Below are 14,211 nucleotides of genomic sequence, written 5' to 3'. Positions count from 1 at the left end.
ATGGACAAGTCCACTTTCGAAGAAGCCAAGGTCGTCATCAACGGATCGATGCACGGATCTTTGCGCCATGATTCCGCGCATAAGCATGTGACCGGAGCAGCCGACTATATCGACGATATTCCCGAACCCGCAGGCCTGCTCCACGGCGCTCTCGGCCTCTCGGATCGCCCGCATGCGGAGATCGTCTCCGTCGACCTTTCGGCCGTCAGCGCCTATCCCGGCGTCGTTTGGGTCTTCACAGGCGCGGACATTCCGGGCGTCAACGACACGAGTTCCAACGGCATGCATGACGAGCCCTTGCTCGCCGAAGCAAAGGTCGAATTCCACGGCCAACCGATCTTCGCCGTCATCGCCGAAACCCGCGACACAGCCCGTCGCGCCGCCCGCCTTGCCAAGATAGATTACCGCGAGCTGCCACATTGGAGCGATATCGACGGCGCGCTCGCCAATGGTTCGCCGCTCGTCTATGAGCCTATGACTTTGAAGCGCGGCGAGCCTGAGGCCGAGATGGCCAACGCCAAGCATCGCATCAAGGCGCAAATGCGCATCGGCGGCCAGGAGCATTTTTATCTCGAGAGCCATATCGCTCTGGCGGTTCCCGGCGAGGATGACGAGGTCGCCGTCTGGTCGTCGACACAGCATCCGAGCGAAATTCAGCACATCGTCGGCCATGTCCTCGGTATTCCGTCGAACGCCGTAACCGTCAACGTGCGCCGCATGGGCGGTGGCTTCGGCGGCAAGGAAACGCAAGGCAACCAGTTTGCGGCTTTGGCAGCCGTTGCCGCCAAGAAACTCGGCCGCGCCGTGAAATTCCGTCCCGACCGCGACGAGGATATGAGCGCAACCGGCAAGCGGCACGACTTCCTCGTAGACTATGAGGTCGGCTTCGACGAAGACGGCCGCATCCATGCCGTCGACGCGACCTATGCCGCACGCTGCGGCTTTTCCTCCGATCTTTCCGGCCCGGTCACCGACCGCGCGCTATTCCATGCGGATTCCAGCTATTTCTACCCGCATGTGCATCTGGTCTCGAAGCCGCTGAAAACGCACACCGTTTCCAACACGGCCTTCCGTGGTTTCGGCGGTCCACAGGGCATGGTCGGCGGCGAGCGCATGATCGAGGAGATCGCCTATGCCCTCGGCAAGGATCCGCTGGAGGTGCGACGCGCCAATTTCTACGGCCAGCCAGGCTCGGGCCGAACGCTGACCCCCTACCATCAGGAAGTCACCGACAACATCATCAACCGCATCGTCGATGAACTGGAACAGTCCTCCGACTATCAGGCGCGACGCAAAGCGATCATCGAGTTCAACCGCTCCAGCCGCTTCATCCGCAAGGGCATCGCGCTGACACCGGTGAAATTCGGCATCTCCTTCACCATGACCGCCTTCAATCAGGCCGGCGCGCTGGTGCATATCTATCAGGACGGCTCCATCCACCTGAACCATGGCGGCACCGAAATGGGTCAGGGCCTCTATACCAAGGTGGCGCAGGTTCTTGCCGACAGTTTCCAGGTCGATGTCGACAGGGTGAAGATCACGGCGACGACCACGGGCAAGGTGCCGAACACCTCGGCAACGGCGGCGTCCTCCGGTTCGGATCTGAACGGCATGGCAGCCTATGACGCTGCCCGGCAGCTCAAGGAAAGGCTCGTGGCTTTCGCGGCCGAAAAGTGGGGCGTAGGCGCCGAGGAGGTTCAGTTCCTTCCGAACCGCGTGCGCGTCGGTGCCGAGGAAATTCCCTTCCCCGATTTCGTCAAGCAGGCCTATTTCGCCCGCGTCCAGCTTTCGGCCGCCGGTTTCTACAAGACGCCGAAGATCCATTGGGATCGCAAGGCTGGCCGCGGCACGCCGTTCTATTATTTCTCCTATGGCGCCGCCTGCTCGGAAGTGTCGATCGATACGCTGACCGGCGAATATCTGATCGACCGCGCCGATATCCTCCATGATGTCGGCCGCTCCCTCAATCCGGCGATCGATATCGGCCAGGTCGAAGGCGCCTTCGTGCAAGGCATGGGATGGCTGACGACCGAGGAGCTCTGGTGGGACGCCAAGGGCCGTCTGCGCACCCATGCACCGTCGACCTACAAGATTCCCCTCGCTTCCGACCGGCCAAAGATCTTCAACGTCCGTCTTGCCGAATGGTCGGAAAATACCGAAGCCACCATCGGCCGTTCCAAGGCCGTCGGCGAGCCGCCCTTCATGCTGCCGATCTCGGTGCTGGAGGCGCTATCCATGGCGGTTGCAAGCGTCGCGGACTATCGTGTCTGCCCACGCCTCGATGCACCGGCAACGCCCGAGCGAGTGCTGATGGCCGTCGAGCGACTGAAGGGAATGTGACGATGCGAGCGGCGGCGCTGCGGTTAGGCCGTTGCCCCGAGGCATCGGGGTTTGCTGCGATAAAAAAAGGGCGCTCATACGAGCGCCCGTCATCCATAAGCATCCAGCGGCCTATGCATAATTCCTTAAATCGGAATCGATTTGAGGACAGAATTATGCAGACGATTTAAAGTGCTACAGCGACCTTTGCGCATCGCATAGGAAGTGCGGCGCTATAGATGCTTATCGAAGCCTGTTATCCTCATAACGTGGCTCGCGCCCGTCGAGAAAACCGATATCGCGCTTCACTCGATCGGGAACCTCATCCAGATTGAGCTCAGGCGATGGGTCGCCCGACCGTGTGAAGATCTGCGACAGCGCTTCCAGAACACGCGCCAGAACCGTGGGCCTGGCTGCTTCCATTTGCTCCACAACACAGCAATCCATAACGACACCTCAATTCCATCAACGATATGAATTGTAGTTTGCTGCTAAAAGTGCTGATATTCCAATGGAACTATCATCTGTATAGATAAAGAGAACTTATCCATGAAGCTTTCAAAACGCTTCCCTCTGAATGCCCTGCGGGTTTTTGAGGCCGCCGCCCGGCTTGGTAGCTTTACCCGCGCTGGCGACGAACTGGGCATGACACAGACGGCCGTGAGCTATCAGATCAAATTGCTGGAAGAGACCGTGGGCGAGCCCCTTTTCCTCCGCCGGCCGAGGCAGATCGAACTGACGGACACCGGAGAACAGCTGGCGCCGAAAGTCGCCGAGGCCTTCGCCATGCTGCAGGATGCCATGGCCTCGATTAGCGGTGACGCGGAGACCACGCTGCATATCCACTCAACCCCGACTTTCGCCTCGCAGTGGCTCGCCCGCCATCTCGGCACCTTCCAGCTCAAGCATCCCAATGTCGCCGTTCGCTTGTCCTCATCCGAATCCATCATCGATTTCGGCCGGGTACCTTCCGACATCGCCATCCGCGCCGGCCGCGGATCGTGGCCCGGACTGCGCGCGCATCTGTTGATGAAGATGAATTTCACGCCCATGCTGAGCCCCGCTTTGGCGGCAACCATCGGCGGCGTAAATGAACCTGCTGACCTTCTGAAGCTTCGCATCATCGACGCGGGCGACCCCTGGTGGGTTCAGTGGTTTGAGGATGCGGGCATACCCGACCCGGGCCTTCAGGGCAGGCCCCGCAGCAGGCTCGGCGCGCAATCTTTCGAGGCCGCGGCAGCCATAGCCGGTCAGGGGGTCGCCGTGCTGACGCCGGAATTCTACGCGGACGAGGTTGCCGCTGGCAGGCTGATCCAGCCCTTCGATATCCTCTCGACGGATGGTGTAGACTACTGGGTCGCTTATCCCGAAAACAGGCGCCATACGCCGAGAATTCGCGCATTCAGGAACTGGATCCTCGGCGAGTTCGGCCAGCCGCTGGCATAGGATTCATCAAGCCTTGCCGACATATTGCGTCGCGGCGGCCTTGTGGCGGCTATGTCTCTGCCATTCTGCCCGACGGTAGATCGAAAATCGATAAGACCGTGGCTTTCGGCCGGTGGATCAAACTCTCCCCTTCCATCCGACCTCAACATTTTGCAAGGTATCTGGCCGAAGAACGAAAAGGGGAACCGAATGTATGAATACGCCATAGCGTGGGAGTGGCTGGCCTTTGCCGTGCGCTGGTTCCACGTCATTACCGCCATAGCGTGGATCGGCTCCTCATTCTACTTCATCGCCCTCGATCTGGGGCTGGTGAAGCGGCCGCATCTTCCGGTCGGCGCCTACGGGGAGGAATGGCAGGTTCACGGCGGCGGCTTCTATCACATCCAGAAATATCTGGTGGCGCCAGCGCAGATGCCGGAGCACCTCACCTGGTTCAAATATGAGAGCTATTTCACCTGGCTCTCGGGCTTCCTGATGATGTGCATCGTCTATTACGGTGGTGCCAATCTCTTCCTGATCGATCGGCATGTGCTTGACGTCAGCGTTCCCGTCGCAATCCTGATATCGCTGGCCTCGCTCGCAGTCGGCTGGATCATCTACGACCTGCTCTGCAAATCACCGCTCGGCAACAATACCTGGGGCCTGATGATCGTGCTTTACGCCGTCCTGGTCTTCATGGCCTGGGGCTATACGCATCTCTTTACCGGTCGCGCTGCCTTCCTGCATCTCGGCGCTTTCACAGCGACGATCATGTCGGCAAACGTCTTCATGATCATCATCCCCAATCAGAAGATCGTCGTCGCCGACCTCATCGCCGGACGTACGCCGGACCCGAAATATGGCCGCATCGCCAAGCAGCGCTCGCTGCACAACAATTACCTGACGCTGCCCGTCATCTTCTTCATGCTGTCGAACCATTACCCGCTGGCCTTCGGCACGGCTTACAATTGGGTCATCGCAGCGCTGGTGTTCCTGATGGGCGTCACGATCCGCCATTGGTTTAACACTACGCATGCCCGCCAGGGGCGCCCGACGTGGACCTGGATCGTCACCCTCGTCCTCTTCATCGTCATCATATGGCTTTCGACCGTTCCGAAGGTGCTGACGGGCGAAAAAGAGGCCAATGCCGTCTCGCCTGCCTTCCAGCAATTCGCCTCGGATGCGCATTTTCCGGCCGTCAAGCAGATGGTTTCGACGCGCTGTTCCATGTGCCATGCGGCCGAGCCCGTTTTTGAGGGAATTGTCCGCCCGCCGAAGGACGTCGTGCTGGAAAATGACGAGCAAATCGCTATGCATGCCCGGGAGATCTATATCCAGGCCGGCCGCAGCCATGCCATGCCTCCGGGCAACGTCACCGAAGTGACGCCCGAGGAACGCAAGCTGCTGGTCGCCTGGTTCGAAAGCTCCATCGGAGAAAAAAGCCAATGACCACCCTTCTGCGCGGCCGCCTGCTGTCCTTCAAGCGTTTGCCTCAAAGCCTCGATGATGCCGATAGCTATAGCTATGAGAGCGACGGCGGACTGCTGATCGAAGACGGTGTGATCGCCGCGGCTGGCCCCTACGCTGATGTCAAGGCGCAGGCGCCGGAAGGCGTGACCGAAGTCGACCATCGCCCGCACCTGATCCTGCCGGGGTTCATCGACATGCACCTGCATTTCCCGCAGATGCAGGTGATCGCCTCCTATGCCGCAAACCTGCTGGAATGGCTGAACACCTATACCTTCCCCGAGGAATGCCGCTTCGTCGAAAGCGCCCATGCTGAGCGCATCGCCAGACATTTCTACGACGAAATGATCCGCCACGGCACCACGACGGCCGTCGCCTATTGCTCCGTACACAAGACCTCGGCCGACGCCTATTTTGGCGAAGCCATGCGGCGCAACTTGCGCATGGTCGGCGGCAAGGTCATGATGGACCGCCACGCGCCGCAGGGCCTGCTCGACACGCCCGAAATGGGCTACGACGAGACCCGCCAGGTCATTGCTGATTGGCACGGCAAGGGCCGCAACCACGTCGCCATCACCCCGCGTTTCGCCATCACGTCGACGCCGGCGCAGATGGAAGCGACGGCCGCGCTTGCCCGCGAATTCCCAGACCTGCATATCCAGACGCACCTCTCAGAGAACCATGACGAAATCACGTTCACCTGCGAGCTCTATCCGGACGCGATCGACTACACCGATATCTATGCCCGCTACGGCCTGCTTGGCCCCAAGAGCCTGTTCGGTCATGCGATCCACCTTTCCGAGCGCGAAGCCGACGCCATGAGCGAAGCGGGCTCCGTCGCTGTGCATTGCCCGACCTCAAACCTCTTTCTCGGCTCCGGCCTTTTCCCGCTGAAGGCGCTGGCGCGCCGCGAAAAGCCCGTTCGCATCGGCGTGGCCACCGATATCGGCGGCGGCTCCAGCTATTCCATGCTGCGCACCATGGATGAGGCCTACAAGATCCAGCAGCTGCTCGGCGAACGCCTGAACCCGCTGGAAAGCTACTACTACATGACGCGCGGGAATGCAGAATCCCTCTCGCTTGTCGACAAGATCGGCACGCTTGACACCGGCACCGAAGCCGACCTCATCGTCCTCAACGCCGCCGCAACGCCGGCCATGGCGCTGAAGATGGAGGTGACGAAGAGCCTCACCGAAGAGCTGTTCCTGTTGCAGACCATGGGCGACGACCGCGCCGTCGTCGAAACCTACGTCGCCGGAAAGCCGATGAAATCGACCCTGCAATAGGGTCGGGAACCCACCACAACACCACCACTGAGAAAGCATAGAGCCATGACCGCGCCGCTGACCATCGCCGAACTGAAGAAGCTCGCCGAGCGGCGCGTGCCGAAAATGTTCTTCCAGTATGCCGATTCCGGCTCGTGGACGGAGTCGACCTATCAGGCGAACGAGGCTGACTTCGCCAAGATCAAGCTGCGCCAGCGCGTCCTCGTCGACATGTCCGACCGGTCGCTCGCCACCACCATGGTTGGTCAGAAGGCTTCCATGCCGGTGGCGCTGGCGCCGACCGGCCTGACCGGCATGCAGCACGCCGATGGCGAGATGCTGGCGGCGCGCGCGGCAGAGGAGTTCGGTATTCCCTTCACGCTCTCGACCATGAGCATCTGCTCGATCGAGGATATCGCCTCGGTGACGAAGCAGCCTTTCTGGTTCCAGCTCTACGTGATGAAGGACCGCGATTTCGTTCTCAATCTGATCCAGCGCGCCAAGGCGGCAAAATGCTCGGCGCTGGTGCTGACGGCCGACCTGCAGATCCTCGGCCAGCGCCATAACGACATCCGCAACGGGCTCTCGGCACCGCCGAAAATGACGGTGAAGAATCTCTGGCAGATGGCAACACGGCCCAGCTGGTGCATGAACATGCTGAAGACCAAGCGTCGCTCCTTCGGCAACATCATCGGCCATGCCAAAGATATTTCCGACATGACGACGCTGTCGCATTGGACGCATTCGCAGTTCGACCCCAAGCTTTCCTGGAGCGATGTCGCCTGGATCAAGGAGCAATGGGGTGGCCCGCTCATCATCAAGGGCATATTGGATGTCGAAGATGCGAAGGCCGCCGTCGATACCGGTGCCGACGCCATCATCGTCTCCAACCATGGCGGCCGGCAGCTCGACGGCGCCCTCTCCTCTATCAGCATGCTACCCCGGATTGTCGATGCGGTCGGCGACAGGATCGAGGTGCATGTGGATGGCGGCATTCGCTCCGGCCAGGATGTGCTGAAGGCCGTGGCTCTCGGCGCCAAGGGCACCTTCATCGGCCGCCCCTTCCTCTATGGCCTGGGTGCCATGGGCAAGGAGGGCGTGACGCTGGCTCTGGAGATCATCCGCAAGGAGCTGGATATCTCCATGGCACTCTGCGGCAAGAGGGATATCAAGACTGTAGATCGGTCGATCCTGGCTGATCTTTGAAACGCGTGTCGATAACCGCTGCAGACTTTCGCGACATGCTCTACCGCAGCCAGCCCGTCGCCAGGCCGCTCGCCCACTCGGCGCGACCATTTTCAGCCGCTAGCTCTGCCATCGCCATGTGATCATAGGCGACCTGTCGAAACACTGGCAGCCAAGTCTCGCCCTGCTTTTCAAGAATGGCGTAGGAGGCGAAGGGGTGGCCGGCTTCTACCTTGTGATAGTGGGGCAGATCGTCATCATAGGCGGGGCAGCCGACGCTGCCGGGATTGACGATCAGGCGGCCATCGGAAAGCCTGACGACACGGGGAATATGCGTGTGTCCGCACAAGATCAGCGGAAAATCGATGCCTGCGGCCAGCGCCTCGATGTCTTCGACCGGCTTCTGATAGACATGGCCATCCGCCGAGACGGATTGCAGCCAATAGACATTATCGGCCGCCGGCGTGGCATGGCAGAGATAGGCAGCGTCCCTGTATACCGCGCTAAAGGGCAAGCCGCGCAGCCAATCGAGATGTTGCTCGGTCAGTTGTGCACAGGCCACCTTGTCGGAGGGATGCATCGCTTCCGGCGCCTGCTCGATCAGATACCGGTCGTGATTGCCGCGCACGGTCAGAGCATTCAGCGCCAGCAGCCTGTCCGCCGTCTTGCCCGAGGTCAGCGGACCGCTGAAGCAATCGCCCAGATTGACGATGTCGGTAATGCCCTGCGCACTTATATCCTCCAGCACCGCTTCGAGTGCCAGATGATTGCCGTGGACATCCGCAATGGCAGCAAACCGCAAGCGTCAGCTCCCGCGATAGGTGGAGTAGCTATAGGGCGAAATCAGCAGCGGCACATGATAGTGCGCCGTCGTATCGGCAATGCCAAAACGGATCGGCACGAGGTCGAGGAAGGCGGGCTCAGTCAGCTTGACACCGCTCGCACGCAGATAATCGCCCGCGCGGAACAGCAGCTCATAAGTGCCGGCGACAAAACTGTCGCCGATGAGAATGGGGCCACCATCCACGCGCCCGTCGGAATTGGTCACGACCGTCTTCAGATGGGTACGGGCTTCGCCCTCTATCCTGAAAAGGTCGATGGTCAGGCCTTCGGCCGGCCTGCCGAGGGCGGTGTCGAGCACATGGGTGGTCAGTCCGGTCATAGCACTGGCACTCCGATGGTGAAGGGAATATCGAAGAAATATTCCTCGAGATTGTTTCCCGGCCCGTCGCGATCGACGACGAGGAAATCGCTCTGCTCGCCAAGCGCCATCAGCGGATAGTGCCAGGCATTGACGCGGTAGTTCACGCCCTGATCGCCGCGCGCCAAGAAGACCTGCGGCTTGCCGGGCTTGCCGTCATCATCCTGCGAGACGACGACGAGAAACGGCCGGCCGTTCAGCGGGATGAAACACTGGCTGCCGAACGGATGGCGCTCCATCATCTCGATCGCAAAAGGAAAGGCCCGCGGCTGGCCGCGGAAGATGTTCAGGATAACCCGCGCGCCCTCGCCGATGGCTTCGGCGGCGGAGAGCGCATGGAAGCGCTCTGTGGTTCCGCCATTGATGAAGCGCATCGTTGCCGGATCGGCCTCGATCACATCGCCGAACGGTGCGAATGCGGCCTTTGTCAAAGGTTTGATGTCTAGATGCTGTGTCATTGAATGATTATTCGCCTTCCGCTCGCCAATGGCGAATGGAGTCCAGTTGCAGGAGCAACTCAGGAACAGATGTATGGGCGAGATCCCAAAGGGCGTTCAACTCGATGTCGAAATACCCTTGCGCAATCCGATTCCTGAAGTCGCGCATCACATGCCAAGGCAAGTCGGGATGGTCAACGACAAACTCCGGATATTCTTGCTCGATGCGGGTCGCTGCTTCGCCAATCAGCATAAGATTCATGCCGACGGCCCGCTGTTTTTCAACCGAATTGGAGAAGGCAGCCCTGTCCGCTGCTTGCAGAAACTGACCGATTTCGGATCCGGCCTGCTGTATATGGTCGAGATGGGCAATCAGCCGGTCCAGGCTCATGTCACGCGGCGCCTCCCGGGCCAATTCTCAAATGGCAGCCGTAAGCCTGAACGGCAGGACGAAGCGCCGACTGCAAATCAGCTCTCCGGAAGCATGGATTGCAACCGCAGCAGCGCGATCTTCTCCACCTGCGCGGTTGCCGTCTCAAACTCGGCATCGCGGTCATTGCCGATCCGTGTCTCGAAGGCGGCAAGGATATCATTCTTGCCGAGACCTTTGACTGCAATGATGAAGGGAAACCCGAATTTCGTCACATAGGAAGAATTGAGCTCCGTGAACCGGGCATGCTCAGCCGGGCTCAGCCGATCGAGCCCAGCCCCCGCCTGCTCCTTGCGGCTGTCTTCGGTGAGCTCGCCGGCAATGGCTAGCCGACCGGCGAGATCCGGATGCGCCCGCAGGACGCCGAGCCGCTCGTCGGCACTCGCCGCGCGAAAAACGTCAACCAGAGCGCCGTGCACGCCGCCCGAGGTCAATGGCTCGGTGATGGCACCCCTGTCAAAGGCGCGCTCGGCAATAGAGGGAGAATGTTCGAAAACGCCGCCGAAGCGGCTCACGAATTCATCGCGCGACACCATCTTAGCGCTCGCCCGTCGGAAGATGATGTTGGTGCCAATGGTTGGCGATCTCGACACGACGGGGAATCCAGACCTTGTCGTGCTTCAGCACATACTCGATGAAGCGGCGCAACGCCGCGGCGCGACCCGGGCGGCCAACAAGGCGGCAATGCAAGCCGACCGACATCATCTTCGGACTGCCTTCCTTGCCCTCTTCGTAAAGCGTATCAAAAGCGTCCTTGAGATAGGTGAAGAACTGGTCGCCCGAATTGAAGCCCTGCGGCGTGGCAAAGCGCATATCGTTAGTTTCAAGCGTATAGGGGATGATCAGGAACGGCTTGCCGTTCAGGCCGTCGACCCAAAAAGGCAGATCGTCCGCGTAGGAGTCGGAGGAATAGAGGAAGCCGCCCTCCTCCATGACCAGCCGCAGCGTATTGTCGGATGGCTTGCCCTGATACATGCCGTAGGGGCGCTCGCCTGTCAGTTCGGTGTGCAGACGTACCGCCTCCTGGATGTGCTTGCGCTCCAGATCCTCGGAGAAATCCTTGTATTCCAGCCAACGATAGCCGTGGCTGGCGATTTCCCATCCGGCTTCCTTCATCGCGGCAACCGCTTCCGGATTGCGCGCCATGGCAAGCGTCACGCCATAGACCGTCGCCTGAACCTTGAGTTCGGTAAACAACCGCCACAAGCGCCAGAAGCCGGCGCGTGAACCATACTCGTAGATGGATTCCATGTTGAGGTTGCGCTGGTTCGGCCAGGATGCGGCGCCAACGATCTCTGACAGCAGGTTCTCCGAGCCCGCATCGCCATCAAGAATGCAGCTTTCGCCGCCCTCTTCATAGTTGATCACGAACTGCACCGCGACGCGGGCGTCGCCCGGCCATTTCGGATCGGGTGTGTTACGGCCGTAGCCGATGAGATTGCGCGCGTAATTTTCCGACATTGAACCACCTTTTCTAGTGGGGGAACGGTAGCACCCATGCCACGAAAGTCGAGATGGAAAGTGGGAAAATCACTTTCTCTTCAATGGCAAGCCACGAGAGCACCGTGCTTCGTTTAGTAAGCACAGAAGTCGCTCTATCTCTTTTATTCCACGCATCAGGCTTTCCGAAAAGCGTATCAGATTTTCGGGCCGATGCTGTAAGACAAGGTTGCCGACTACCTAGGCAATCTTGCGCGCGCTCACCTTGCCCATCGGATGGAGGGAATGAACCCGGAAGGGGCCGCCGGAGCCGTCTTCCATCATCAACGCGATGTTGGAGACCGGAATGGGTGCCATGAGCGAAGGCTCAAAGAAATCACGCATTGCATGTTCCATCCGCTGCATGTCGCCGGGGTTGACGGTGCCCGTCAGCATCATCTGAAAGCGGAACTCGTCCATCACATGCGGATGGCCCCAGCGATGCAGATTGGCAAACTGCGTGGCAGAAAGACCGTCCGGATCGATGCGTTCGATTTCCGCCTCCGTGAGCGGGGCACGATAGAGATCAAAAGCCTGAACCAGCGAAGCCGCGAGAAAGTGCATCTGCTGGCTGGGCGCGGACGGAACAAGGCCCAATGCGCCGCCAAGCCGCGCAACTTCCAGCCGCGGGATTTCGAACGGTGAGGTCGAGCCTGAAAAACGCATGAGATCGCGCAGCAACGCCGCTTCGGACATCTCCTCTGCCAATCTGAAAGGCGCCTTCAGCAGGCCCATGAAGCCATATCGACGGGGGACGGCGGTATAAAAAGCAATCTCATGGATCCCGAGCCCGCGTATAGCGGGCGGCTCGACCATCTCGCCGGAGTAGACGTTGCGGCCGAGCCAATTTGCGGCCACGAGCGTCAGCGGATCGCTCGCAGACGGCGTGAAGCAAATGGCATAGCGCATAAGATCTCCTCCAGATCACAGCAAACCGGCTGACCGAGCCAGGTCCCGACGGCCAAGGAGATAGGTGATTTGCGTGACAGATTGACGACCCGAAAGGGCGTATATTCACGTTTTATGTGATACGACTGCAATATGACTGGCGAGTGTGAAACTCTGCGGCAAGTTGAAGCTGCAAGCCACACTTGCGGCCTCGCAAACGGCCGCCTGCGCAAGCCGATGCGCCAGTCCGAAGCTCACCTTGAAACCGCCGGTCAGGGCGATCAACGACGGGTGATCGGGATGAGGCCCCACCATCGGATCGCGGTCCACAGCCTTCGGCCGCAAGCCGGCCCAGCGTTCGACCACATCGGCACCAGCCAAAACCGGCGCCATCGCACGGGCTGCAATCAGCAGATCGTCGAGCTGACGGTCGGTGGACAGAGGATCTTCGAAGCGGTTTTCGCTGGTGCTGCCGACCGCAACCAGACCGCCTTCGTGCGGAACAATGTAGAGGCCGTCGCGGAAGATGACTGGAAGCGTGCTATCGACATCCGCCTTCAACAAAGCGGCCTGCCCTTTGACCGGCTGCCCCAAAGCCGATTTTCGATCGCGTGTCAGTTCGTCCAGGACCGGAAAGGATCTGTATCCGGCGGCCAGAATGCAGCGGCCGAAACGGATATCCTCGCTACCTGTCGTCGCCACACCATTGTCGGGATCGATGCGATCGATACTCAACCCCTTCGCAAGTCTTACATGTCTGGCTGAGGCGAGAAACCTCTGCAGCACATTCAGCAGCGCACGCGGGGCCACGCGCGCCGCCAGCGTATCGAAGACGAAGCCGCTCTCACCGGCGCCGGGATCGATCCAGTCCGAAGCGGGTGCAGCATCAAGCACTTGCCAGTGAAATTCCCGCCCACCCTGATGCCAATGGTTTGCGGCATCCTTCTGATGACCCAGCGCAATCTGCCGCAGATGCGGCTTCGGCAGCGGAATCAAACGACCTGCGCGTCTATAGCCGGCAGAAAGACCCGTCGCAGCCTCCAGCCCGGCGATCTCTTCCTCCAGAGATACGAGCGCATCGAACTGAAACTGCTTCTTTTCCGACCACTTGTCCGGCATATGCGGCATCAGCGCCCCGAGCAGGCCGCCGCTCGCGCCCTGTCCGAATCCGCCGGAATCGACGAGCAGCGTTTGAATGCCGAGACGCTCGGCATGAACGGCCGCCCACAAGCCCATGATGCCACCGCCGACGATCAGCAGATCGACGAACGATTGACCGGCAGGTCTCGGAGGATTATCGGCTTTTTCCATGACAGATCCAGTTTCAGATCGGACTGACACGTCCGAAACCAATGCGGCAAGCCCGGAGCTCGAATGGCGCGACGGCGATATGCCCTATTCGCCGGCGTTTGGCGACCATTTTTATTGCCAGACCGATGGGCGGCTGGAATGCGGCCATGTCTTCCTGGCCGGGAATGGCTTGCCTTCACGGTGGGAGCAGCAGAAGCATTTCCTCATCGGCGAGCTTGGCTTCGGCACCGGTCTGAATTTCTGCGAGACATGGCGCCAGTGGCAACAACAGGCAACCTCGGGCTCGGAGCTGCACTTCATGTCCTTCGAGCTTTACCCGATGCGCGCCGCGGAAATCGATCGCGCCCTGTCGCACTGGCCCGAGATCAACGATCAACGCAAAGCTTTGGTCGCCGCATGGCCGAGCGACCCGCAAGGTGTCCTGTCTCTCAGGCTCGATGCCCATACACGTCTCACCGTCGTCTGCGGCCCTGCGCTGGAAGGCGTGAGCAATGCGCAGCCGGGCTTCGACGCCTGGTATCTCGATGGTTTCGCGCCATCGCGCAACGCCGACATGTGGTCGATGGATCTAATGCAGGCGCTCTATGACAAGACGGTTCCGAAAGGCACCTTCGCCACTTACGCGGCGGCCGGTTTCGTGCGCCGCAATCTGCAGGCCTCGGGTTTCACAGTGGAAAGACGGCAAGGCTTTGCCGGCAAACGTGAAATGCTCTGCGGCGTCAAACCGGCCTAGAGTCGGATGACTTCAGGTCTGCTCGACCTAAAGTCCGAAGCCGCTCCAGAAGCAAACATGTAAGGCGGATG

General features: G+C 60.2%; 15 protein-coding genes. 6 read left to right on the top strand and 9 right to left on the bottom strand.

All coding sequences use genetic code 11. The features are described from left to right. The gene (gene xdhB, locus ACIQJ2_RS10405; RefSeq protein ID WP_400673479.1) at positions 1-2,340 is read left to right on the top strand and encodes a xanthine dehydrogenase molybdopterin binding subunit; all 2,340 of its coding nucleotides are present in this window, start codon (positions 1-3) and stop codon (positions 2,338-2,340) included. 222 nt (positions 2,341-2,562) lie between these two features. On the opposite strand, the gene ACIQJ2_RS10400 is transcribed toward xdhB, so the two are convergent. Then, entirely contained in the window at positions 2,563-2,742 is a 180-nt protein-coding gene (locus ACIQJ2_RS10400; RefSeq protein ID WP_400673477.1) for a hypothetical protein, read from the bottom strand. Between the two features lie 126 nt (positions 2,743-2,868). Between ACIQJ2_RS10400 and ACIQJ2_RS10395 the strand changes: the two genes are divergently transcribed. The 4 genes from ACIQJ2_RS10395 (at position 2,869) to ACIQJ2_RS10380 (ending at position 7,682) form a co-directional block, all read left to right on the top strand. Next, the gene (locus ACIQJ2_RS10395; RefSeq protein WP_400673475.1) at positions 2,869-3,765 is read left to right on the top strand and encodes a LysR substrate-binding domain-containing protein; all 897 of its coding nucleotides are present in this window, start codon (positions 2,869-2,871) and stop codon (positions 3,763-3,765) included. A 189-nt stretch (positions 3,766-3,954) separates the two neighbouring features. Next, positions 3,955-5,193, top strand: coding sequence for a urate hydroxylase PuuD (puuD, locus tag ACIQJ2_RS10390; protein WP_400673472.1), 1,239 nt, complete (start codon positions 3,955-3,957; stop codon positions 5,191-5,193). Continuing rightward, positions 5,190-6,497: a guanine deaminase gene (guaD, locus tag ACIQJ2_RS10385; protein WP_400673469.1), complete on the top strand. Its 1,308-nt coding sequence runs from the start codon at positions 5,190-5,192 to the stop codon at positions 6,495-6,497. The genes puuD and guaD overlap by 4 nt, the downstream gene beginning before the upstream one ends. 45 nt (positions 6,498-6,542) lie before the next feature. After that, a complete protein-coding gene (locus tag ACIQJ2_RS10380) occupies positions 6,543-7,682 on the top strand; it encodes an alpha-hydroxy acid oxidase (RefSeq protein ID WP_199142701.1) in 1,140 nt (379 codons plus the stop codon). 40 nt (positions 7,683-7,722) lie between these two features. Here the strand turns inward: ACIQJ2_RS10380 and ACIQJ2_RS10375 are convergent, their stop codons facing one another. From ACIQJ2_RS10375 to ACIQJ2_RS10340, 8 genes are all read right to left on the bottom strand, one after another. Beyond that, complete coding sequence (locus ACIQJ2_RS10375; RefSeq protein ID WP_400673465.1) at positions 7,723-8,463, bottom strand: metallophosphoesterase family protein; 741 nt, start codon at positions 8,461-8,463, stop codon at positions 7,723-7,725. 3 nt (positions 8,464-8,466) lie between these two features. Further along, positions 8,467-8,823: a hydroxyisourate hydrolase gene (uraH, locus tag ACIQJ2_RS10370; protein WP_400673463.1), complete on the bottom strand. Its 357-nt coding sequence runs from the start codon at positions 8,821-8,823 to the stop codon at positions 8,467-8,469. After that, positions 8,820-9,320, bottom strand: a complete 501-nt coding sequence (locus tag ACIQJ2_RS10365) for an ureidoglycolate lyase (protein WP_400673460.1) — start codon at positions 9,318-9,320, stop codon at positions 8,820-8,822. Before ACIQJ2_RS10365 ends, uraH begins: the two co-directional genes overlap by 4 nt. A 7-nt stretch (positions 9,321-9,327) precedes the next feature. Continuing rightward, positions 9,328-9,690, bottom strand: a complete 363-nt coding sequence (locus ACIQJ2_RS10360; protein WP_199142716.1) for a HepT-like ribonuclease domain-containing protein — start codon at positions 9,688-9,690, stop codon at positions 9,328-9,330. Between the two features lie 77 nt (positions 9,691-9,767). Then, a complete protein-coding gene (gene uraD / locus ACIQJ2_RS10355; RefSeq protein ID WP_400673457.1) occupies positions 9,768-10,265 on the bottom strand; it encodes a 2-oxo-4-hydroxy-4-carboxy-5-ureidoimidazoline decarboxylase in 498 nt (165 codons plus the stop codon). 1 nt (position 10,266) lies between these two features. Then, positions 10,267-11,190 carry an allantoinase PuuE gene (gene puuE, locus ACIQJ2_RS10350; RefSeq protein WP_400673455.1) on the bottom strand — a complete coding sequence of 308 codons (924 nt, stop codon included), beginning with the start codon at positions 11,188-11,190 and terminating at the stop codon, positions 10,267-10,269. A 219-nt stretch (positions 11,191-11,409) separates the two neighbouring features. Then, positions 11,410-12,117 (bottom strand): DUF1045 domain-containing protein, encoded by a 708-nt coding sequence (locus ACIQJ2_RS10345; protein WP_199142722.1) that lies wholly within the window; start codon positions 12,115-12,117, stop codon positions 11,410-11,412. Between the two features lie 105 nt (positions 12,118-12,222). Next, positions 12,223-13,407 carry an NAD(P)/FAD-dependent oxidoreductase gene (locus ACIQJ2_RS10340; protein ID WP_400673452.1) on the bottom strand — a complete coding sequence of 395 codons (1,185 nt, stop codon included), beginning with the start codon at positions 13,405-13,407 and terminating at the stop codon, positions 12,223-12,225. Here ACIQJ2_RS10340 and mnmD point away from each other — a divergent pair. Then, complete coding sequence (mnmD, locus tag ACIQJ2_RS10335) at positions 13,406-14,140, top strand: tRNA (5-methylaminomethyl-2-thiouridine)(34)-methyltransferase MnmD (protein ID WP_400673450.1); 735 nt, start codon at positions 13,406-13,408, stop codon at positions 14,138-14,140. The genes ACIQJ2_RS10340 and mnmD overlap by 2 nt on opposite strands. Positions 14,141-14,211 lie beyond the last annotated feature (71 nt).

The organism is Rhizobium sp. NPDC092011 (genome assembly GCF_044756305.1).
In the GTDB taxonomy this organism is placed as follows: Bacteria; Pseudomonadota; Alphaproteobacteria; order Rhizobiales; family Rhizobiaceae; genus Rhizobium.
The sequence above is the reverse complement of the archived record's forward strand: the minus strand, read 5'-3'. Positions and strand labels throughout refer to the sequence as shown.

Excerpts from the sequence above, each read along its gene's own strand:
- xdhB (WP_400673479.1), top strand. The coding sequence starts at position 1 with ATGGACAAGTCCACTTTCGAAGAAGCCAAGGTCGTCATCAACGGATCG.
- ACIQJ2_RS10400 (WP_400673477.1), bottom strand. The coding sequence starts at position 2,742 with ATGGAAGCAGCCAGGCCCACGGTTCTGGCGCGTGTTCTGGAAGCGCTG.
- ACIQJ2_RS10395 (WP_400673475.1), top strand. The coding sequence starts at position 2,869 with ATGAAGCTTTCAAAACGCTTCCCTCTGAATGCCCTGCGGGTTTTTGAG.
- puuD (WP_400673472.1), top strand. The coding sequence starts at position 3,955 with ATGTATGAATACGCCATAGCGTGGGAGTGGCTGGCCTTTGCCGTGCGC.
- guaD (WP_400673469.1), top strand. The coding sequence starts at position 5,190 with ATGACCACCCTTCTGCGCGGCCGCCTGCTGTCCTTCAAGCGTTTGCCT.
- ACIQJ2_RS10380 (WP_199142701.1), top strand. The coding sequence starts at position 6,543 with ATGACCGCGCCGCTGACCATCGCCGAACTGAAGAAGCTCGCCGAGCGG.
- uraH (WP_400673463.1), bottom strand. The coding sequence starts at position 8,823 with ATGACCGGACTGACCACCCATGTGCTCGACACCGCCCTCGGCAGGCCG.
- ACIQJ2_RS10365 (WP_400673460.1), bottom strand. The coding sequence starts at position 9,320 with ATGACACAGCATCTAGACATCAAACCTTTGACAAAGGCCGCATTCGCA.
- ACIQJ2_RS10360 (WP_199142716.1), bottom strand. The coding sequence starts at position 9,690 with ATGAGCCTGGACCGGCTGATTGCCCATCTCGACCATATACAGCAGGCC.
- uraD (WP_400673457.1), bottom strand. The coding sequence starts at position 10,265 with ATGGTGTCGCGCGATGAATTCGTGAGCCGCTTCGGCGGCGTTTTCGAA.
- puuE (WP_400673455.1), bottom strand. The coding sequence starts at position 11,190 with ATGTCGGAAAATTACGCGCGCAATCTCATCGGCTACGGCCGTAACACA.
- ACIQJ2_RS10345 (WP_199142722.1), bottom strand. The coding sequence starts at position 12,117 with ATGCGCTATGCCATTTGCTTCACGCCGTCTGCGAGCGATCCGCTGACG.
- mnmD (WP_400673450.1), top strand. The coding sequence starts at position 13,406 with ATGACAGATCCAGTTTCAGATCGGACTGACACGTCCGAAACCAATGCG.
- ACIQJ2_RS10340 (WP_400673452.1), bottom strand. The coding sequence starts at position 13,407 with ATGGAAAAAGCCGATAATCCTCCGAGACCTGCCGGTCAATCGTTCGTC.